The sequence below is a fragment of the Streptomyces sp. NPDC048612 genome (assembly GCF_043199295.1).
Classification (GTDB): Bacteria; Actinomycetota; Actinomycetes; order Streptomycetales; family Streptomycetaceae; genus Streptomyces.
Genome location: NZ_JBICVV010000033.1, coordinates 1 through 14,064, shown reverse-complemented (window position 1 = coordinate 14,064; position 14,064 = coordinate 1). Strand labels below are relative to the sequence as shown.

Here is a 14,064-nt window from a genome sequence, read left to right as displayed (position 1 = left end):
GTCAACGCCCGAGGGGCGGCACCCGGAACCGGGTGCCGCCCCTCGGCGGTGTGTGCGTCCGTGGACCGCGTGAACCGTCGGCTCAGTAGGCCGAGTTGACGTTGTCCATCGAACCGTAGCGGTCGGCCGCGTAGTTGCAGGCGGCGGTGATGTTGGCGACCGGGTCGTACAGGTTCCAGGAGGTGCCCTCGACGTGGTACGTGTTGAAGGTCGGCTGGATCACCTGGAGCAGGCCCTTGGACGGGGTGCCGTTGATGGCGTTGATGTCCCAGTTGTTGATGGCCATCGGGTTACCGCTGGACTCCCGCATGATGTTGCGGTGGATGCCCTCGTAGGAACCGGGGATGCCCTTCTTGGCCATGATGTCCAGCGACTCGCGAATCCAGCCGTCCAGGTTGTCCGGGTAGACCTTGGCCTTGGGCTTGGCGGCCGGCTTCGGGGCGGCGGCGGGTATCGCGGTGCGCACCTCGGAGCGGCTGGCGGCGGCCTTCGCCGCACGCGCCTTCTCGGCCTTGGCCTTCGCCGCGGCGGCGGCCTTGGCCTTGGCGGCCTTCTCGGCGGCGGCCTTCTTGGCGACGGCCTCGGCCTTGCCCTTGGCGGCGGAGTTGTCGGCCTGCTGGGTGATCGTGGCCTGCTGCGTCTTGGCGGCGGAATCGACCGCGCTGAAGGCGACCGGCTTCACGTTCTCGGCAGTGGTGGCCTGGCTCGTGCCCTGTTCGGCGCCGGCACCGGGTACGGCGGTGAAGACCAGCGCGGCGGTACCGGCGGCGGCGACACCGGCAACGGCGAGCTTGTGCGTCCGGGTCAGGCGGTGGAGACCAGAAATGGCGTACTTAGGCATGGCGGGGACAGACCTTCCGGTGGGGGGACGCCGCACGGGCCTTGAGCGGGGCGAACGCCGAGTTCCGACCACGGCGCCGAGCGACGGGAGCCATTCTTAGCGGCCGGAAATTCCCCCGGCAAAGGTGTGACGTACGATCCGAGTTAGTGGAACCGCAAACGGAAATATTCCGTCCCGGATAGAAGAGCCCCAGCTCACGCCATATTTGTGATTCCACTACCCCGGCTCGTAAGTGACCTGCGTCCTATGCGCGGCGTCACAGTGGCAAGGGGTTTGTCTCGCCAGACGTAATTGCAAACGCACAGTCTGTATACGTCAGAATCCGGCTGCGAATCCCGCGAGGGGCTTTCCGGTCAAATCGGACACTTCGTATTCCGGGGCGGGCGGTGCGCCCGCTCGCGGGCGGGTTCCGGTCCGCCCGCACCCCGGCGGCGGCGCGGGCGAAGCCGCCCCCGCCCCCGCCGCGCCCGCCCCCGCCACTCAGTCCGGCAGCACGAGATGCAGATCGCCGAACTCGTGCCACAGATAGCGCTGCTCCACCGCCGCCGCATAGGCGTGCCGCAGCACCTCCCCGCCCGTCGTCATCGCCGAGGCCACCGCCTCCAGCATCAGGAGATGGGAAGCGGTGGGCTCGTGCAGCCCGGTGAGCAGGCCGTCCACCGCCCGCACCCCGCGCTCCGGCGTCACCACCAGATCCGTCCAGCCGGCCGCGGCCCGTACCCGCCCGTCCGCCCCGGCCGCCGACTCCAGGGCCCGTACGGCCGTGGTCCCCACCGCGACGATCCGCCCGGCCGGGGCACCCGGCGCCGCCCGCCGCCGTGCCGCCGCGCGCCGGGCCCGTGCGGCGCTCACCAGCCACGCGGTCACCGGCGGCACCACGAACCGCTCCGGATACGGCGGCTCGAACGCCTCCGCCGACGCCACCCCCGTGTGCAGCGAGACCGGCGCGAACTGCACGCCCCTGCTCACCAGCCGCGCCACCAGCTCCGCGGTGAACGGCCGCGCGGCGCTCGGCATCTCCGCGCTGCCGCCGCCGGCCGCGTCCCCGGCGAACACCGTCTGATACGCGGCCAGCGGCTGGTCCCGGTCCGTGTAGCCGTAGCGGATCGGCCGCCCGTACCGCCGCATCAGCTCCGGTACCCGCGCACCCGTCACCCGCGCCCACCACAGTCGTGCGCTCCCGGGGGCCACCGGGGCCTCCAGGAGCAGCCGTGCCCGTCCGGGCAGCCGCACCACGGTGCCCGCCGGGCCGCCCGCCCGCGGCCGGGTGCTGCCGTGCCCGTCCGGGCTGCGCAGCTCCACCGCCCAGCGGCCGGCCACCTCCCGGCCCGCCGGATGCCACCGGTCCGCCCGGGTCGAGAAGTGCACCACCACCGGCTCGCCCCGCCCCCGGCCGTCCCCGATCCGGCCGTCCACCGCCGCCGGCAGCGTCCGTGAGGTGTTCACCACCAGGACGTCCCCGGCCGCCAGCAGCTCCGGCAGCTCCGCGAAGGCGTGATGCGCGGGCTCGGCCGCGCCCCGGCTCACCAGCAGCCGTACGGCGTCCCGTCCCAGGCCGGGGCCCCGCTGCTCGGCCGGGACCCGGGCCGACAGCTCGTCCGGGACCGCCAGCAGGTCCGCGCTCACCGGGTGCTCACCCCGCCGGGTACCTCCGCCGCGGAGGCCGCCGTGTACCGCCCGCTGGGAGCGGCGCCGTCCAGCAGCCGCAGCAGCGCCGGTACCACCGTCCCGGGCAGCGGACGCCCCGACGGGTCGTCGTCCGGGACGGCGGCCGCGTACAGGTCGGTCCGCATGTCGCCCGGGTCCACCCACCACACCCGCAGCCCCGGTTCCTCCACCGCGAGCACCGCCGACTGCTGGTCCAGTGCGGCCTTCGCCGCCCCGTAGCCGCCCCAGGTCGGATAGGCCTCCACGGCCGCGTCCGAGCTGAGGGCGAGAATCGCCCCACCTGTCCCTATATAAGGGGGCGAATCGGACAATCCGGCATTTCGGGCATTCTCGGTATAAGGGCGTGAATCGTATGCCTCGCCATTCTCCCCACCGCCCCCGGAAAGACCGTTCCCCCCACGGGAAGCGACTTCCTCATACGATGACAAATAGGAGGACTGCCGCAAAAGTGGCAAAGCCTCCTGAACGAGTCCCAGGGGTGCCACCACATTCACCTCCAGCGCCGTCCGCAGCCCCTCCAGCGGATGGTCCGCCAGCCGCACCAGCGGCTCCGACCCCAGCGCACTCGCGTTGTTCACCAGCAGATCCAGCCCGCCCAGCTCCCCGGCCGCCGCCACCAGCGCCGCCCGGTGCCCGCCGTCCGTCACGTCCCCGGGCAGCGCCACCACCCGGGCCGCCCCGCGCCCGGCCTCCCGCAGCTCCCGCGCCGCCTCCGCCAGCGGTCCCGCCGACCTGGCGTCCACCACCAGATCCCAGCCCCGCCCGGCCAGCGCCATGGCGAGCGCCCGGCCCAGCCCCTTCGATGCCCCAGTGATGATCGCCACCGGCATGATCGCGTCCCCTTCCGCCCCGGACCGGGAGCCCGGCCCTCGCCCTCACCGTAGGAACGCCGCGAGCCCCCGGACGTCGGCCGCCGGACCGGCTGTGGCCAGGGCGTTCGGCCTAGGCCGCGGGGCGTAGACGGCGGCCGCCGCCGGACCGATACGCGCTGGTCGCCCCGCCGGTACGGTGAGCCCATGACCAACGGACCGGGAGCCGGCATCCCCGCGGTGAGCACCGCGATCCTGGCGATGAGCAGGCATCTGGAGGTGCGCGACGTCCTCAAGACGATCGTGGCCTCGGCCCGCGAACTGCTGGACGCCGAGTACGCCGCCCTGGGCGTGCCCGACGACCACGGCGGCTTCGCCCAGTTCGTGGTGGACGGCGTCAGCGCCGAGCAGTGGAAGGCCATCGGCCCGCTGCCCCGCCAGCACGGCATCCTCGCCGCGATGCTGCACAACGCCACCCCCGAGCGGCTCGCCGACGTCCGCGCCGACCCGCGCTTCGGCGGCTGGCCCGCGGCCCACCCCGACATGTCCGACTTCCTCGGCCTGCCGGTCGCCGACGGCGACGAGATCCTCGGCGCCCTCTTCCTCGCCAACAAGCGCTGCCCCAAGACCCCTCCTTCCCGCAGGGACGGCTGCCGCTTCACCGAGGAGGACGAGCGGCTGCTGGGGATACTCGCCCAGCACGCCGCCATCGCCCTCACCAACGCCCGCCTCTACGAACGCAGCCGTGAGCTGACCATCGCCGGGGAGCGCGCCCGGCTGGCCCACGAACTGCATGACGCGGTCGCCCAGAAGCTGTTCTCCCTCCGCCTCACCGCCCAGGCCGCCACCGCCCTGGTCGACCGTGACCCGGCCCGCGCCAAGGACGAGCTGCACCAGGTCGCCGCGCTGGCCGCGGAGGCCGCCGACGAACTGCGGGCCGCCGTCATCGAACTGCGGCCCGCGGCCCTGGACGAGGACGGCCTGGTCGCCACCCTGCGCTCCCAGGTCCAGGTCCTGGACCGGGCCCACTCCGCACGGGTCACCTTCGCGGCCCAGGGTGTCCGGGCGCTGCCCGCCGCCCAGGAGGAGGCCGCCCTCCGCGTCGCCCAGGAGGCGCTGCACAACGCCCTGCGGCACTCCGGCGCCAAGAGCGTCGAGGTGTCCCTGTCCCGCGACGGCCAGGGCGCGCTGCTGCGGATCGCCGACGACGGCTGTGGTTTCGACCCCCACGCGGTCCGCCGGGCCGGCCGGCATCTCGGCCTGGTCTCGATGCACGACCGCGCCGGCGGGGTCGGCGGAAAGCTCACCGTGGAGTCGGAGCCCGGCAAGGGCACCGCTGTCGAGATGGAGGTGCCCGGTGGCTGACATGGACAGGGACAGCGCGAGGGCCGTCCCCGGGGACGGCGGCAGGCAACGCCCGCTCCGCCGGACGACGGGCGGGAACCGGGTCATCCGCGTCCTGCTCGTCGACGATCACCAGGTGGTACGCCGCGGCCTGCGGACGTTCCTGGAGGTCCAGGAGGACATCGAGGTGGTCGGCGAGGCCTCCGACGGGACCGAGGGCATCGCGGCCGCCGAGGAACTGCACCCGGACGTGGTCCTGATGGACGTCAAGATGCCCGGCATGGACGGCATCGAGGCGCTCCGCACACTGCGCGAGCGGGACAACCCCGCCCGGGTGCTGATCGTGACCAGCTTCACCGAACAGCGCACCGTCGTTCCGGCGTTGCGCGCGGGCGCGGCCGGCTACGTCTACAAGGACATCGACCCGGAGGCGCTGGCCGGCGCCATCCGCTCCGTCCACGCCGGCCATGTCCTGCTCCAGCCGGAGGTGGCCGGCGCCCTGCTCGCCCAGGAGGAGAACAACGGCGGCCAGGGCCGCGGCACCTCCCTCACGGACCGCGAGCGCGAGGTCCTCGGCCTGATCGCCGACGGCCGCTCCAACCGCGAGATCGCCCGCGCGCTGGTGCTGTCGGAGAAGACCGTCAAGACCCATGTCTCCAACATCCTCATGAAGCTCGACCTCGCCGACCGCACTCAGGCCGCCCTCTGGGCCGTACGGCACGGCATCGGCGCCTGACCGCCGTACGGGAGCGCCGCCCCGGCCGCGGCGCCCCAGCCGCGCCGCCCCCCCCCGTACAGCCGCGGCACCCCTGTACAACCGCGGTGCGCTTGTACAACGAGAGCAACCGGAACGTCGTCTTCAGATCCGAGATTCATACTGTCGTGTAGCCGTAGCCCGTTTGGCGTATCCGTTCCCGGGCCGGGCCGTTGTCCAGTGCAGTCGTGGCGGCTGGCCACGGCAACGGCAACGAGGAGCTAGAGAAGTGAAGAACATCAAGCGCGCAATGGCCGTCACCGTGGCGGCGAGCGGTCTCGCCCTGGCGGGCGCCGGCATCGCCTCGGCGCACACCCCGCAGGCGCAGGGCGCCGCGGTGAACTCCCCGGGCATCGTCTCCGGCAACAACGTCCAGGTGCCGGTGCACGTCCCGGTGAACGCCTGCGGCATCACCGCCACCGTCATCGGTGCGCTCAACCCCACCTTCGGCACCCCCTGCCTCAACGCCTGATCCACGGCCTGCCCGCAGGGTCCGTCCGGCCCGCGCGACGCCATGGTCCGCGCGGGTCGCTCCGGACCGGCCCGTCGGCCTCCGGGCGCGCGGCCGTCCCCTCCCTCCGCCCCGTCGCTCCGGGGCAACACCAGCTCGAACCACTGAGGTTGTCCGATCCGGGACGCACCACTCCGCCTGCCCAGGGCGGTGCGTCCCCGTTCGGCAAGGGCCCCGTCGACCACACAATGGTCCGGCGGGGCCCGTCCCGTTCACCCCCGGTGCCGCTCCCGCTCCTCCACCGCGGAGTTGTAGGCCGCCACCTGCGCCCGCCGGGCCGTCCGCTCCACCGGCCGCAGCGCCTCGGTACGGGCCGCGATCTCCGACGCGCTCACCGCCGCCCCGTGCTCCCGGCCGTCCCCGCCGGCCTGCTGCGCGATGGTGAGGAGCGCCCCGACGCGCTGCGCCAGCTCCAGCACCCGCACCGCACGGGGCGGATAGCCCGGGGCCAGCACCTGCCGCCCGGCCTCCGCCCGCGCCCGGTACGCCGCCAGCGCCGCCTGTGCCACCGGACCGGCGCCCGCCACGTCCAGCCGCGAGAGCAGCGCGGTCGCCTCCTGGAGCGCCTCCGCCAGCTCCCGCTCGGCCTCGCCGAGCGACGGCACATCGGCCGGCGGCGCCTCCCGCACCGGCAGGCAGCGCCAGACCACCTCCACATGCACATCGGGCCCGGCGCCGCCCTCCGGCCCGGCCTCGTACGTCTCGGGCACCAGCCCGAGCCCGGCCCCGGAGGCGAGCACCGCCTCCTCGGCCTCCAAAGCCCGTGCGTTGAATTCCGGCGGTCCGCACAGCCCCAGTGGATGGCCGGACACCGGCAGCGCCACCCGCAGGCCGACCGCCCCCAGGGCCCGCAGGCGCCCCAGCGCGAGCGTCAGCCCGACCGGCGCCGCCTCCCCGGGCAGGCCCTCCACGCGGTGCACCGCATCGTCGTCCGCGATCCGGAGCGCGGCTTCATCAGGTGAGACAAGTCCGGCCAATAGGGCGTTTCCCCATGCCGCCAGACGTCCTGAACGAGGTTCATCGAGCATGGTCCCCAGCCTAGGGAAGAGCACCGACAACGAGTGGCGTAGGTTTGCAGGGGGGCTGCGCCTACAGGTGTACGCGACGACCGAGAAGCAATGGGAGACAACGCGCTCATGAGCGATGTGCTGGAGCTGGTGGACGTATCCGTGGTCCGCGAAGGACGGGCTCTGGTGGACCAGGTCTCCTGGTCGGTGAAGGAGGGGGAGCGCTGGGTCATCCTCGGCCCGAACGGCGCCGGCAAGACCACTCTCCTCAATCTCGCCTCCAGCTACCTCTTCCCGAGCTCCGGCTCCGCCTCGATCCTCGGCGAGCAGCTCGGCAAGGTCGACGTCTTCGACCTGCGCCCGCGCATCGGCGTCGCCGGCATCGCCCTCGCCGACAAGCTCCCGCGCAGCCAGACCGTGCTGCAGACCGTTCTCACCGCCGCCTACGGCATGACGGCCAGCTGGCAGGAGAACTACGACGACGTCGACGAGCAGCGCGCCCGCGCGTTCCTCGACCGCCTCGGCATGACCGCCTACCTCGACCGGAAGTTCGGCACCCTCTCCGAGGGCGAGCGCAAGCGCACCCTGATCGCCCGCGCGATGATGACCGACCCCGAGCTGCTCCTGCTGGACGAGCCGGCCGCCGGCCTCGACCTGGGCGGCCGCGAGGACCTGGTGCGCCGCCTCGGCCGCCTCGCCCGCGACCCGTACGCCCCCTCCATGATCATGGTCACCCACCATGTCGAGGAGATCGCCCCGGGCTTCACCCACGTCCTGATGATCCGTCAGGGCAAGGTGCTGGCCGCCGGCCCGCTCGACCTCGAACTGACCTCCAGCAACCTCTCGCACTGCTTCGGCCTCCCGCTGATCGTCGAGCGCAACGGCAACGACCGCTGGACCGCGCAGGGCCTCCCGCTGACCTGAGCATCCGTCACCCGGCTACGCCTCAGGGCGCCGTGCCACGCGCACGCGAGCCCTCCCTGACCGATCGCGCCCTGTCCCGGGCCGCCACACCGATCTACCATGAAGCCGTGGATTCATGGGTGTGGTGGCTGATCGCCGCCGTAGGACTGGGCATTCCGCTGGTCGTGACCGCGATGCCCGAATTCGGGATGCTCGCGGTCGGCGCCGTCGCCGCTGCCGTCACTGCGGGCATCGGTGGCGGCACCGTTGCGCAATTCCTCGTGTTCGCCGCCGTATCGGTCGCGCTGATCGCGGTCGTACGCCCCCTCGCCAACCGCCGTCGCGGCCAGAGCCCCCATCTCGCGTCCGGAGTCGACGCGCTGAAGGGCCGCAGCGCCACGGTCCTGGAACGGGTCGACGGCGGAGGCGGCGGCCGCATCAAACTCGCCGGAGAGGTCTGGTCCGCCCGCGCCCTCGACGGCAACCAGGTCTATGAACCCGGCCAGCAGGTCGACGTCGTCGAGATCGAAGGCGCCACCGCTCTCGTGATCTGACCCGAACACGCTGCGCGACGAGCCACGACTCTGAAAGACTGATCAACGGCAAGCCGGTCGCCGGCCGGCACGGACCAGCAACGAAGGGCACGGGAGCCGCTGTGGAACCGATCATCATCGTCCTGATCATCCTGGTGGTGCTCGTGTTCATCGCACTCATCAAAACGATCCAGGTCATCCCACAGGCCAGCGCCGCCATCGTGGAACGCTTCGGGCGCTACACCCGCACCCTCAACGCCGGCCTGAACATCGTCGTCCCGTTCATCGACTCCATCCGCAACCGCATCGACCTCCGCGAGCAGGTCGTGCCGTTCCCGCCGCAGCCGGTGATCACCCAGGACAACCTGGTCGTGAACATCGACACCGTCATCTACTACCAGGTGACCGACGCGCGCGCCGCGACCTACGAGGTCGCCAGCTACATCCAGGCCATCGAGCAGCTCACCGTCACCACGCTGCGGAACATCATCGGCGGCATGGACCTCGAACGCACCCTGACCTCCCGCGAGGAGATCAACGCGGCACTGCGCGGCGTCCTCGACGAGGCCACCGGCAAGTGGGGCATCCGCGTCAACCGCGTCGAGCTGAAGGCCATCGAGCCGCCGACCTCCATCCAGGACTCGATGGAGAAGCAGATGCGCGCCGACCGCGACAAGCGCGCCGCCATCCTCCAGGCCGAAGGTGTCCGGCAGTCCCAGATCCTCACCGCCGAGGGTGAGAAGCAGTCCTCGATCCTGCGCGCCGAGGGTGAGGCCAAGGCCGCGGCCCTGCGCGCCGAGGGCGAGGCCCAGGCGATCCGGGTGGTCTTCGAGTCCATCCACGCCGGAGACCCGGACCAGAAGCTGCTCTCCTACCAGTACCTCCAGATGCTCCCGAAGATCGCCGAAGGCGACGCCAACAAGCTCTGGATCGTGCCGAGCGAGATCGGCGACGCCCTCAAGGGCCTCGGCGGCGCCATCGGCAACTTCAACCCCGCGGGCGGCGGCTCCATCCCCAAGCCCAGCTCGCCGAACCGCGAAGCGCCGCCCATCGACTGACCCGTCCGCCCTCGTGCATGATCAGCGGTGGCCCCCCGACCTTCATGGCGGGGAGGCGACCCTGACCATGTGAGGAGAAGGACGTGTCCATCGGGGAAGCAGTCGCCGTCCTCGCCGCCGGAATCGGTGCCGGCACGATCAACACCGTCGTCGGTTCCGGCACCCTGATCACCTTCCCGGTGCTGCTCGCCTTCGGCCTGCCACCGGTCACCGCCAACGTGTCCAACACCCTTGGCCTGGTGCCCGGTTCGATCAGCGGCGCCATCGGCTACCGCCGCGAACTCGCCGGCCAGCGCCGCCGGATTCTGCGCTTCTCCGCCTTCGCGCTGATCGGCGGCCTCGGCGGCGCGATCCTGCTGCTGGCACTGCCCTCCAAGGCCTTCGACACCATCGTCCCGGTGCTGATCGCCGTCGCGCTCGTCCTCGTCGTCGCACAGCCCAGGCTCGCCGCGAGGGTCCGCGCCCGGCGCGCGCGCAACGGCACCACCGCCCACTCCGACGGCGGCCCCGCCCTGCTCCTCGGCCTGATGCTGGCCAGCGTCTACGGCGGCTACTTCGGCGCCGCGCAGGGCGTCATCTACGTCTCCCTGATGGGCGTGCTGCTCCACGAGGACCTGCAGCGGATCAACGCCCTCAAGAACGTCCTCGCGGCCGTCGTCAACGGCGTGGCCGCGGTCTTCTTCCTCTTCGTCGCCGACTTCGACTGGACCGCCGTCGCCCTGATCGCCCTCGGCTCCACCCTCGGCGGCCAGCTCGGCGCGAAGGTCGGCCGACGGCTGCCGCCCACCGCGCTGCGCGGCGTCATCGTCCTCGTCGGCCTGCTGGCCATCGTCCAACTCCTCCTGAAATAGCGGGAGCCGGACGACGGCCGAGGGCCTGTCGTCAAACTCCCGTCGTTGGCCCGAAGGGCGGCCCCGCGGTGTCTGGTGCGTGCGATCGCAAGGCGGAGGGTCGCCCCGATACTGGGTGTATCGGGGCGAACCCGACAACGCGGCGAGCGTGCGTGCCTGGGGGCACCTCCCAGCGGTAGCTGGGGGAGCGCCGCGGGGCAGGCGGGAGTTTGACGACAGGCCCTCGGAGCGTGGGCGCTACGCCGGCACCGCCAGCCACTCCGGCAGGGCGTCCCGCACCGACACCCCCAGCGTCGACAGCAGCGCGTCCGCCGGCGTCGGCTCGAACGGCCGCCGCAGCAGCGCCATCCCCGCCTGCTCGGGCGTACGGTCCGCCTTGCGGTGGTTGTCCTCCGCACACGAGGCGACGGTGTTCAGCCAGGTGTCCCCACCGCCGTGCGACCGCGGCACGACATGGTCCACGGTCGTCGCCCGCCGCCCGCAGTACGCGCAGCGGTGCTGGTCACGCACCAGCACCCCCCGCCGCGACCACGGCGCCCGTTGTCGGAACGGCACCCGGACATATCTGCTCAGTCTGATCACCTGCGGCACCGGCAGCTCCACCGAAGCGGCACGGATGCGCAGCCCCGGGTGAGCGTGTTCGACGACGGCCTTGTCCTGCATCACCAGCACCACGGCCCGCCGCAGCGACACCGTCGACAACGGCTCGAAGCTCGCATTGAGCACCAGCGTCTCGCGCATCCCGCCCACCTCCCGGACCCGCTCCGCCCCCGCGGCGAAGCTGCTCCACTGTGCAGCGGCAGGTATTCCCCGAACAACGCAATTTCCGCACGCCACAAGGGAAATGGAGGACGATCGGCGGATGAAGAAGAGGTGCTCGGGCAGCGGCTCACACGGCGCGGACATGCGTGCGCTCCGGGTCTCGCCCCCGTGATACACACGAGACCCGGAGCGAACGGCGGCCGGCGAGGACACCCGCTCGAACGCGGGCTCCGGCGAGCAACGGACGACACACCTGCGCCCCGACACTCCCGCCACTGCGGTACCAGCTGCCCGACGCCCTGATGAAGGGCGGCGGCACGGACACCACTGTGCGTGGGGGAGCGCCGGGGCGCAACGGAATTACGGCGCTCAGCCCGCCGCGGGAATCTCGTACTCGGCGATCAGCTGCGCCCGCCCGAGGGCGTGGAACCGCAGATTGAAGCCCACCACCGCCGGCGAGGCGTCGGCGTCCGGACCGAGCTTCTCCTGGTCCACCGCGTACACCGTGAACACATAGCGGTGCGGACCGTCCCCGGGCGGCGGCGCCGCGCCCCCGAAGTCCCGCGTCCCGTAGTCGTTACGGACATGCACGGCGCCCTCGGGCAGCCCCTTCATCTCCCCGGACCCGGCACCGGTCGGCAGCTCCGTCACCGACGCCGGGATGTCGAACAGCGTCCAGTGCCAGAATCCGCTGCCCGTCGGGGCATCCGGGTCGTAGCAGGTGACGGCGTAGCTCTTCGTCCCCGCCGGCGCGCCCTCCCACCGCAGCTGCGGCGAACGGTTCCCCTCGGCGAAGACCTGCTCCGGCCGCAGCGTCCCGCCCGGCTCCACCTCCTCGCTCAGCACCGTGAACTCCGGCACCGGCGGATGGAAATCGTGCGGGAGCGGCCGCCGCTTCAGCTCGGACACTGCAACACCTCCTGGTCGCTTGCTGACACCTGTCCGGCCAGGTTAGAGCCAGTTCCGCTTACCGCCGACCTCGGCCAGCCACTGGTTGAGGTATCCCGCCCAGTCGGTCCCCTGGTAGTCGTTCAGACCGACCGTGAACGACCGGAAGGTGTCCGAGCCCTCGCTGAACAGCCCCGGCTTCTTGTCCATCTCCAGGACGACGTCCATCTCCCGGTCGTCCGCCACGAACGACAGCTCGACCTGGTTGAGCCCGCGGTACTGCTGCGGCGCGTGGAACTCGATCTCCTGGTAGAACGGCAGCTGCTGCCGCGTCCCCCGGATGTGACCCTGCTCCAGGTCAGCGGCCTTGAAGCGGAACCCGAGCCGCCCGAACGCGTCCAGGATCGCCTGCTGCGCCGGCAGCGGGTGCACGTTCACCGGGTCCAGGTCACTGGAGTCCACCGCACGGGCGATCGCCAGCTCCGTCGTCACCCCGACGCTCATCCCGTGCAGATGCGTCCCCAGGAACGTGGTGATCGGCGTCTCCCACGGAATCTCCAGGCCGAACGGCACGGTGTGCGCCGCCCCCTCCTGCACGGTGAACTCGCCGCCCAGCTGGACCTTGGTGAACTCGACGTTCCGCTTGTACTCCTCCTCGCCGCTCTCGACCTCGACGCGCGCCTGGAGCCCGACCGACAGCCCCTGGATCTCCTGAGCCACCGACCCGCCCTGAATCCGCACCTCGCCCTGCACGACCCCGCCCGGGACGACGTTCTCCTCGAAGAGCACCGTCTCCACCGACGCGCCTCCGGCCCCCAGGCTCGCCAGCAGCTTCTTGAATCCCATGGTCGTCCTCCCCAGGCGGCATGCCTGTGCTCTGTGTAGCGCGCCGAGATCTCGGCTTGATTCCTACGAACGCGAAACCGCGCAAGCCGGTTCCACGGCCACACCTTCCCAACCCCGGCGCTTCCATGGCCAGCCGCCTGCCCGAACGGCTGCACTACGCTCGGTCCGCATGACCGACGTACCGGAACGAATGCCGCTCACCCGCGACTTCTTCGACCGCCCGGTCGTGGAGGTGGCCCCCGATCTCCTGGGCCGCACCCTCCTCCGCAACACCCCCGACGGGCCGATCACCCTCCGGCTCACCGAGGTCGAGGCCTACGACGGCGAGACCGACCCCGGCTCCCACGCCTACCGCGGCCGCACCGCGCGCAACGCCGCCATGTTCGGCCCGCCCGGCCATGCGTACGTCTACTTCATCTACGGGATGTGGTTCAGCCTCAACGTGGTCTGCGGCCCCGAGAACAAGGCGAGCGGTGTCCTCTTGCGCGCCGGCGAGATCCTCACCGGCATCCCCTTGGCCGCCGGTCGCCGCCCCAAGGCCCGCAACAGCAACGAGCTGGCCAAGGGCCCGGCCCGCCTGGCCACCGCCCTCGACATCGACCGCACCCTCGACTCCACCGACCTGTGCACCGGCGGCGCCGCCCCCCTCTCCCTGCTCCCCGGTCAACCGCCGCCCCCCGAGCGGGTACGCAACGGCCCGCGCACCGGCGTCGGCGGAGACGGCGCCGACCACCCCTGGCGCTACTGGATCGCCGACGACCCCACCGTCAGCCCCTACCGCCGCCACGTCCCCCGGCGACGCACCACCAGCGCTCCTTGACTCTGCCCCGCGGACCGCCTAACGTAGCCCGAGCCGCTGGAGACGGGCAGCGCTATCTGCGCAGACCGCCAGGCGGCACAACCAACTACTCTCAACGATTCCCTCACGGGTCTTCTTTCGCGTTGCCGAAATTCGACCCCGCCGACTCGATTATGAGTCGCCAGGGAAAGCCGCTAAAGTAGTAACCACGCCGAAAGGGCAGCAGTAAAAAACTGCTCCGAGGCGGAACTCCGACGGAAATCGGAACCGGAATCGAAGCGAAACCGGATCTGTTAAAGTCGGAAAGGCCGAAAAGCGAAAGCGAAGCGGCCGCCCCGCTCCGACAGGGGCCAGAGACGGAAACGGATCTGGTAGAGTCGGAACCGCGAAGAAGCCGAAAGGCGGAAACGCACCGGCGAAAATCAGGCCCGCAAGGATCTGATAGAGTCGGAAACGCAAGACCGAAGGGAAGCGCCCGGAGAGCCTGGTG

The 14,064-nt window shown here is 71.6% G+C and carries 15 protein-coding genes; 8 read left to right on the top strand and 7 right to left on the bottom strand.

Going from position 1 to position 14,064, the window contains the following annotated elements; all coding sequences use genetic code 11:
• Positions 1-82: 82 nt before the first annotated feature.
• The 3 genes from ACGFN2_RS32975 to ACGFN2_RS32965 all read right to left on the bottom strand — a co-directional run bounded on the left by ACGFN2_RS32975 (position 83) and on the right by ACGFN2_RS32965 (position 3,339).
• Positions 83-841: a transglycosylase SLT domain-containing protein gene (locus tag ACGFN2_RS32975; protein WP_362610951.1), complete on the bottom strand. Its 759-nt coding sequence runs from the start codon at positions 839-841 to the stop codon at positions 83-85.
• 480 nt (positions 842-1,321) lie between these two features.
• On the bottom strand, positions 1,322-2,467 hold the full coding sequence (locus ACGFN2_RS32970; protein ID WP_393366441.1) for an S-adenosylmethionine:tRNA ribosyltransferase-isomerase: 1,146 nt from the start codon (positions 2,465-2,467) through the stop codon (positions 1,322-1,324).
• Entirely contained in the window at positions 2,464-3,339 is an 876-nt protein-coding gene (locus ACGFN2_RS32965) for an SDR family NAD(P)-dependent oxidoreductase (RefSeq protein ID WP_393366439.1), read from the bottom strand. Before ACGFN2_RS32965 ends, ACGFN2_RS32970 begins: the two co-directional genes overlap by 4 nt.
• A gap of 186 nt (positions 3,340-3,525) precedes the next feature.
• On the opposite strand from ACGFN2_RS32965, the gene ACGFN2_RS32960 reads away from it, so the two are divergent.
• The 3 genes from ACGFN2_RS32960 to ACGFN2_RS32950 all read left to right on the top strand — a co-directional run bounded on the left by ACGFN2_RS32960 (position 3,526) and on the right by ACGFN2_RS32950 (position 5,888).
• Complete coding sequence (locus ACGFN2_RS32960; protein WP_393366437.1) at positions 3,526-4,683, top strand: GAF domain-containing sensor histidine kinase; 1,158 nt, start codon at positions 3,526-3,528, stop codon at positions 4,681-4,683.
• Positions 4,676-5,398 (top strand): response regulator transcription factor, encoded by a 723-nt coding sequence (locus tag ACGFN2_RS32955; protein WP_362610961.1) that lies wholly within the window; start codon positions 4,676-4,678, stop codon positions 5,396-5,398. The genes ACGFN2_RS32960 and ACGFN2_RS32955 overlap by 8 nt, the downstream gene beginning before the upstream one ends.
• 247 nt (positions 5,399-5,645) lie before the next feature.
• Positions 5,646-5,888, top strand: coding sequence for a chaplin (locus ACGFN2_RS32950; RefSeq protein WP_362610963.1), 243 nt, complete (start codon positions 5,646-5,648; stop codon positions 5,886-5,888).
• Positions 5,889-6,139: 251 nt separating this feature from the next.
• Here ACGFN2_RS32950 and ACGFN2_RS32945 read toward each other — a convergent pair whose 3' ends face one another.
• Positions 6,140-6,955, bottom strand: coding sequence for a hypothetical protein (locus tag ACGFN2_RS32945; protein WP_362610966.1), 816 nt, complete (start codon positions 6,953-6,955; stop codon positions 6,140-6,142).
• Positions 6,956-7,045: 90 nt separating this feature from the next.
• On the opposite strand from ACGFN2_RS32945, the gene ACGFN2_RS32940 reads away from it, so the two are divergent.
• The 4 genes from ACGFN2_RS32940 to ACGFN2_RS32925 all read left to right on the top strand — a co-directional run bounded on the left by ACGFN2_RS32940 (position 7,046) and on the right by ACGFN2_RS32925 (position 10,279).
• Positions 7,046-7,858 carry an ABC transporter ATP-binding protein gene (locus tag ACGFN2_RS32940; protein WP_159490236.1) on the top strand — a complete coding sequence of 271 codons (813 nt, stop codon included), beginning with the start codon at positions 7,046-7,048 and terminating at the stop codon, positions 7,856-7,858.
• 119 nt (positions 7,859-7,977) lie between these two features.
• Positions 7,978-8,391: an NfeD family protein gene (locus ACGFN2_RS32935; RefSeq protein WP_362610981.1), complete on the top strand. Its 414-nt coding sequence runs from the start codon at positions 7,978-7,980 to the stop codon at positions 8,389-8,391.
• Positions 8,392-8,492: 101 nt separating this feature from the next.
• Positions 8,493-9,428, top strand: a complete 936-nt coding sequence (locus ACGFN2_RS32930; RefSeq protein WP_085927205.1) for an SPFH domain-containing protein — start codon at positions 8,493-8,495, stop codon at positions 9,426-9,428.
• 83 nt (positions 9,429-9,511) lie between these two features.
• Positions 9,512-10,279 carry a sulfite exporter TauE/SafE family protein gene (locus ACGFN2_RS32925; protein ID WP_393366433.1) on the top strand — a complete coding sequence of 256 codons (768 nt, stop codon included), beginning with the start codon at positions 9,512-9,514 and terminating at the stop codon, positions 10,277-10,279.
• 237 nt (positions 10,280-10,516) lie between these two features.
• Here the strand turns inward: ACGFN2_RS32925 and ACGFN2_RS32920 are convergent, their stop codons facing one another.
• From ACGFN2_RS32920 to ACGFN2_RS32910, 3 genes are all read right to left on the bottom strand, one after another.
• Complete coding sequence (locus ACGFN2_RS32920; protein WP_362610970.1) at positions 10,517-11,020, bottom strand: HNH endonuclease; 504 nt, start codon at positions 11,018-11,020, stop codon at positions 10,517-10,519.
• A 390-nt stretch (positions 11,021-11,410) separates the two neighbouring features.
• The gene (locus tag ACGFN2_RS32915; RefSeq protein ID WP_393366430.1) at positions 11,411-11,950 is read right to left on the bottom strand and encodes a YbhB/YbcL family Raf kinase inhibitor-like protein; all 540 of its coding nucleotides are present in this window, start codon (positions 11,948-11,950) and stop codon (positions 11,411-11,413) included.
• A gap of 42 nt (positions 11,951-11,992) precedes the next feature.
• The gene (locus tag ACGFN2_RS32910; protein WP_362610975.1) at positions 11,993-12,775 is read right to left on the bottom strand and encodes a sporulation protein; all 783 of its coding nucleotides are present in this window, start codon (positions 12,773-12,775) and stop codon (positions 11,993-11,995) included.
• A 169-nt stretch (positions 12,776-12,944) separates the two neighbouring features.
• Between ACGFN2_RS32910 and ACGFN2_RS32905 the strand changes: the two genes are divergently transcribed.
• A complete protein-coding gene (locus tag ACGFN2_RS32905; RefSeq protein WP_362610976.1) occupies positions 12,945-13,595 on the top strand; it encodes a DNA-3-methyladenine glycosylase in 651 nt (216 codons plus the stop codon).
• The last annotated feature ends 469 nt before the right edge of the window (positions 13,596-14,064 follow it).

Excerpts from the sequence above, each read along its gene's own strand:
- ACGFN2_RS32975 (WP_362610951.1), bottom strand. The coding sequence starts at position 841 with ATGCCTAAGTACGCCATTTCTGGTCTCCACCGCCTGACCCGGACGCAC.
- ACGFN2_RS32965 (WP_393366439.1), bottom strand. The coding sequence starts at position 3,339 with ATGCCGGTGGCGATCATCACTGGGGCATCGAAGGGGCTGGGCCGGGCG.
- ACGFN2_RS32960 (WP_393366437.1), top strand. The coding sequence starts at position 3,526 with ATGACCAACGGACCGGGAGCCGGCATCCCCGCGGTGAGCACCGCGATC.
- ACGFN2_RS32945 (WP_362610966.1), bottom strand. The coding sequence starts at position 6,955 with ATGCTCGATGAACCTCGTTCAGGACGTCTGGCGGCATGGGGAAACGCC.
- ACGFN2_RS32940 (WP_159490236.1), top strand. The coding sequence starts at position 7,046 with ATGGGAGACAACGCGCTCATGAGCGATGTGCTGGAGCTGGTGGACGTA.
- ACGFN2_RS32920 (WP_362610970.1), bottom strand. The coding sequence starts at position 11,020 with ATGCGCGAGACGCTGGTGCTCAATGCGAGCTTCGAGCCGTTGTCGACG.
- ACGFN2_RS32910 (WP_362610975.1), bottom strand. The coding sequence starts at position 12,775 with ATGGGATTCAAGAAGCTGCTGGCGAGCCTGGGGGCCGGAGGCGCGTCG.
- ACGFN2_RS32905 (WP_362610976.1), top strand. The coding sequence starts at position 12,945 with ATGACCGACGTACCGGAACGAATGCCGCTCACCCGCGACTTCTTCGAC.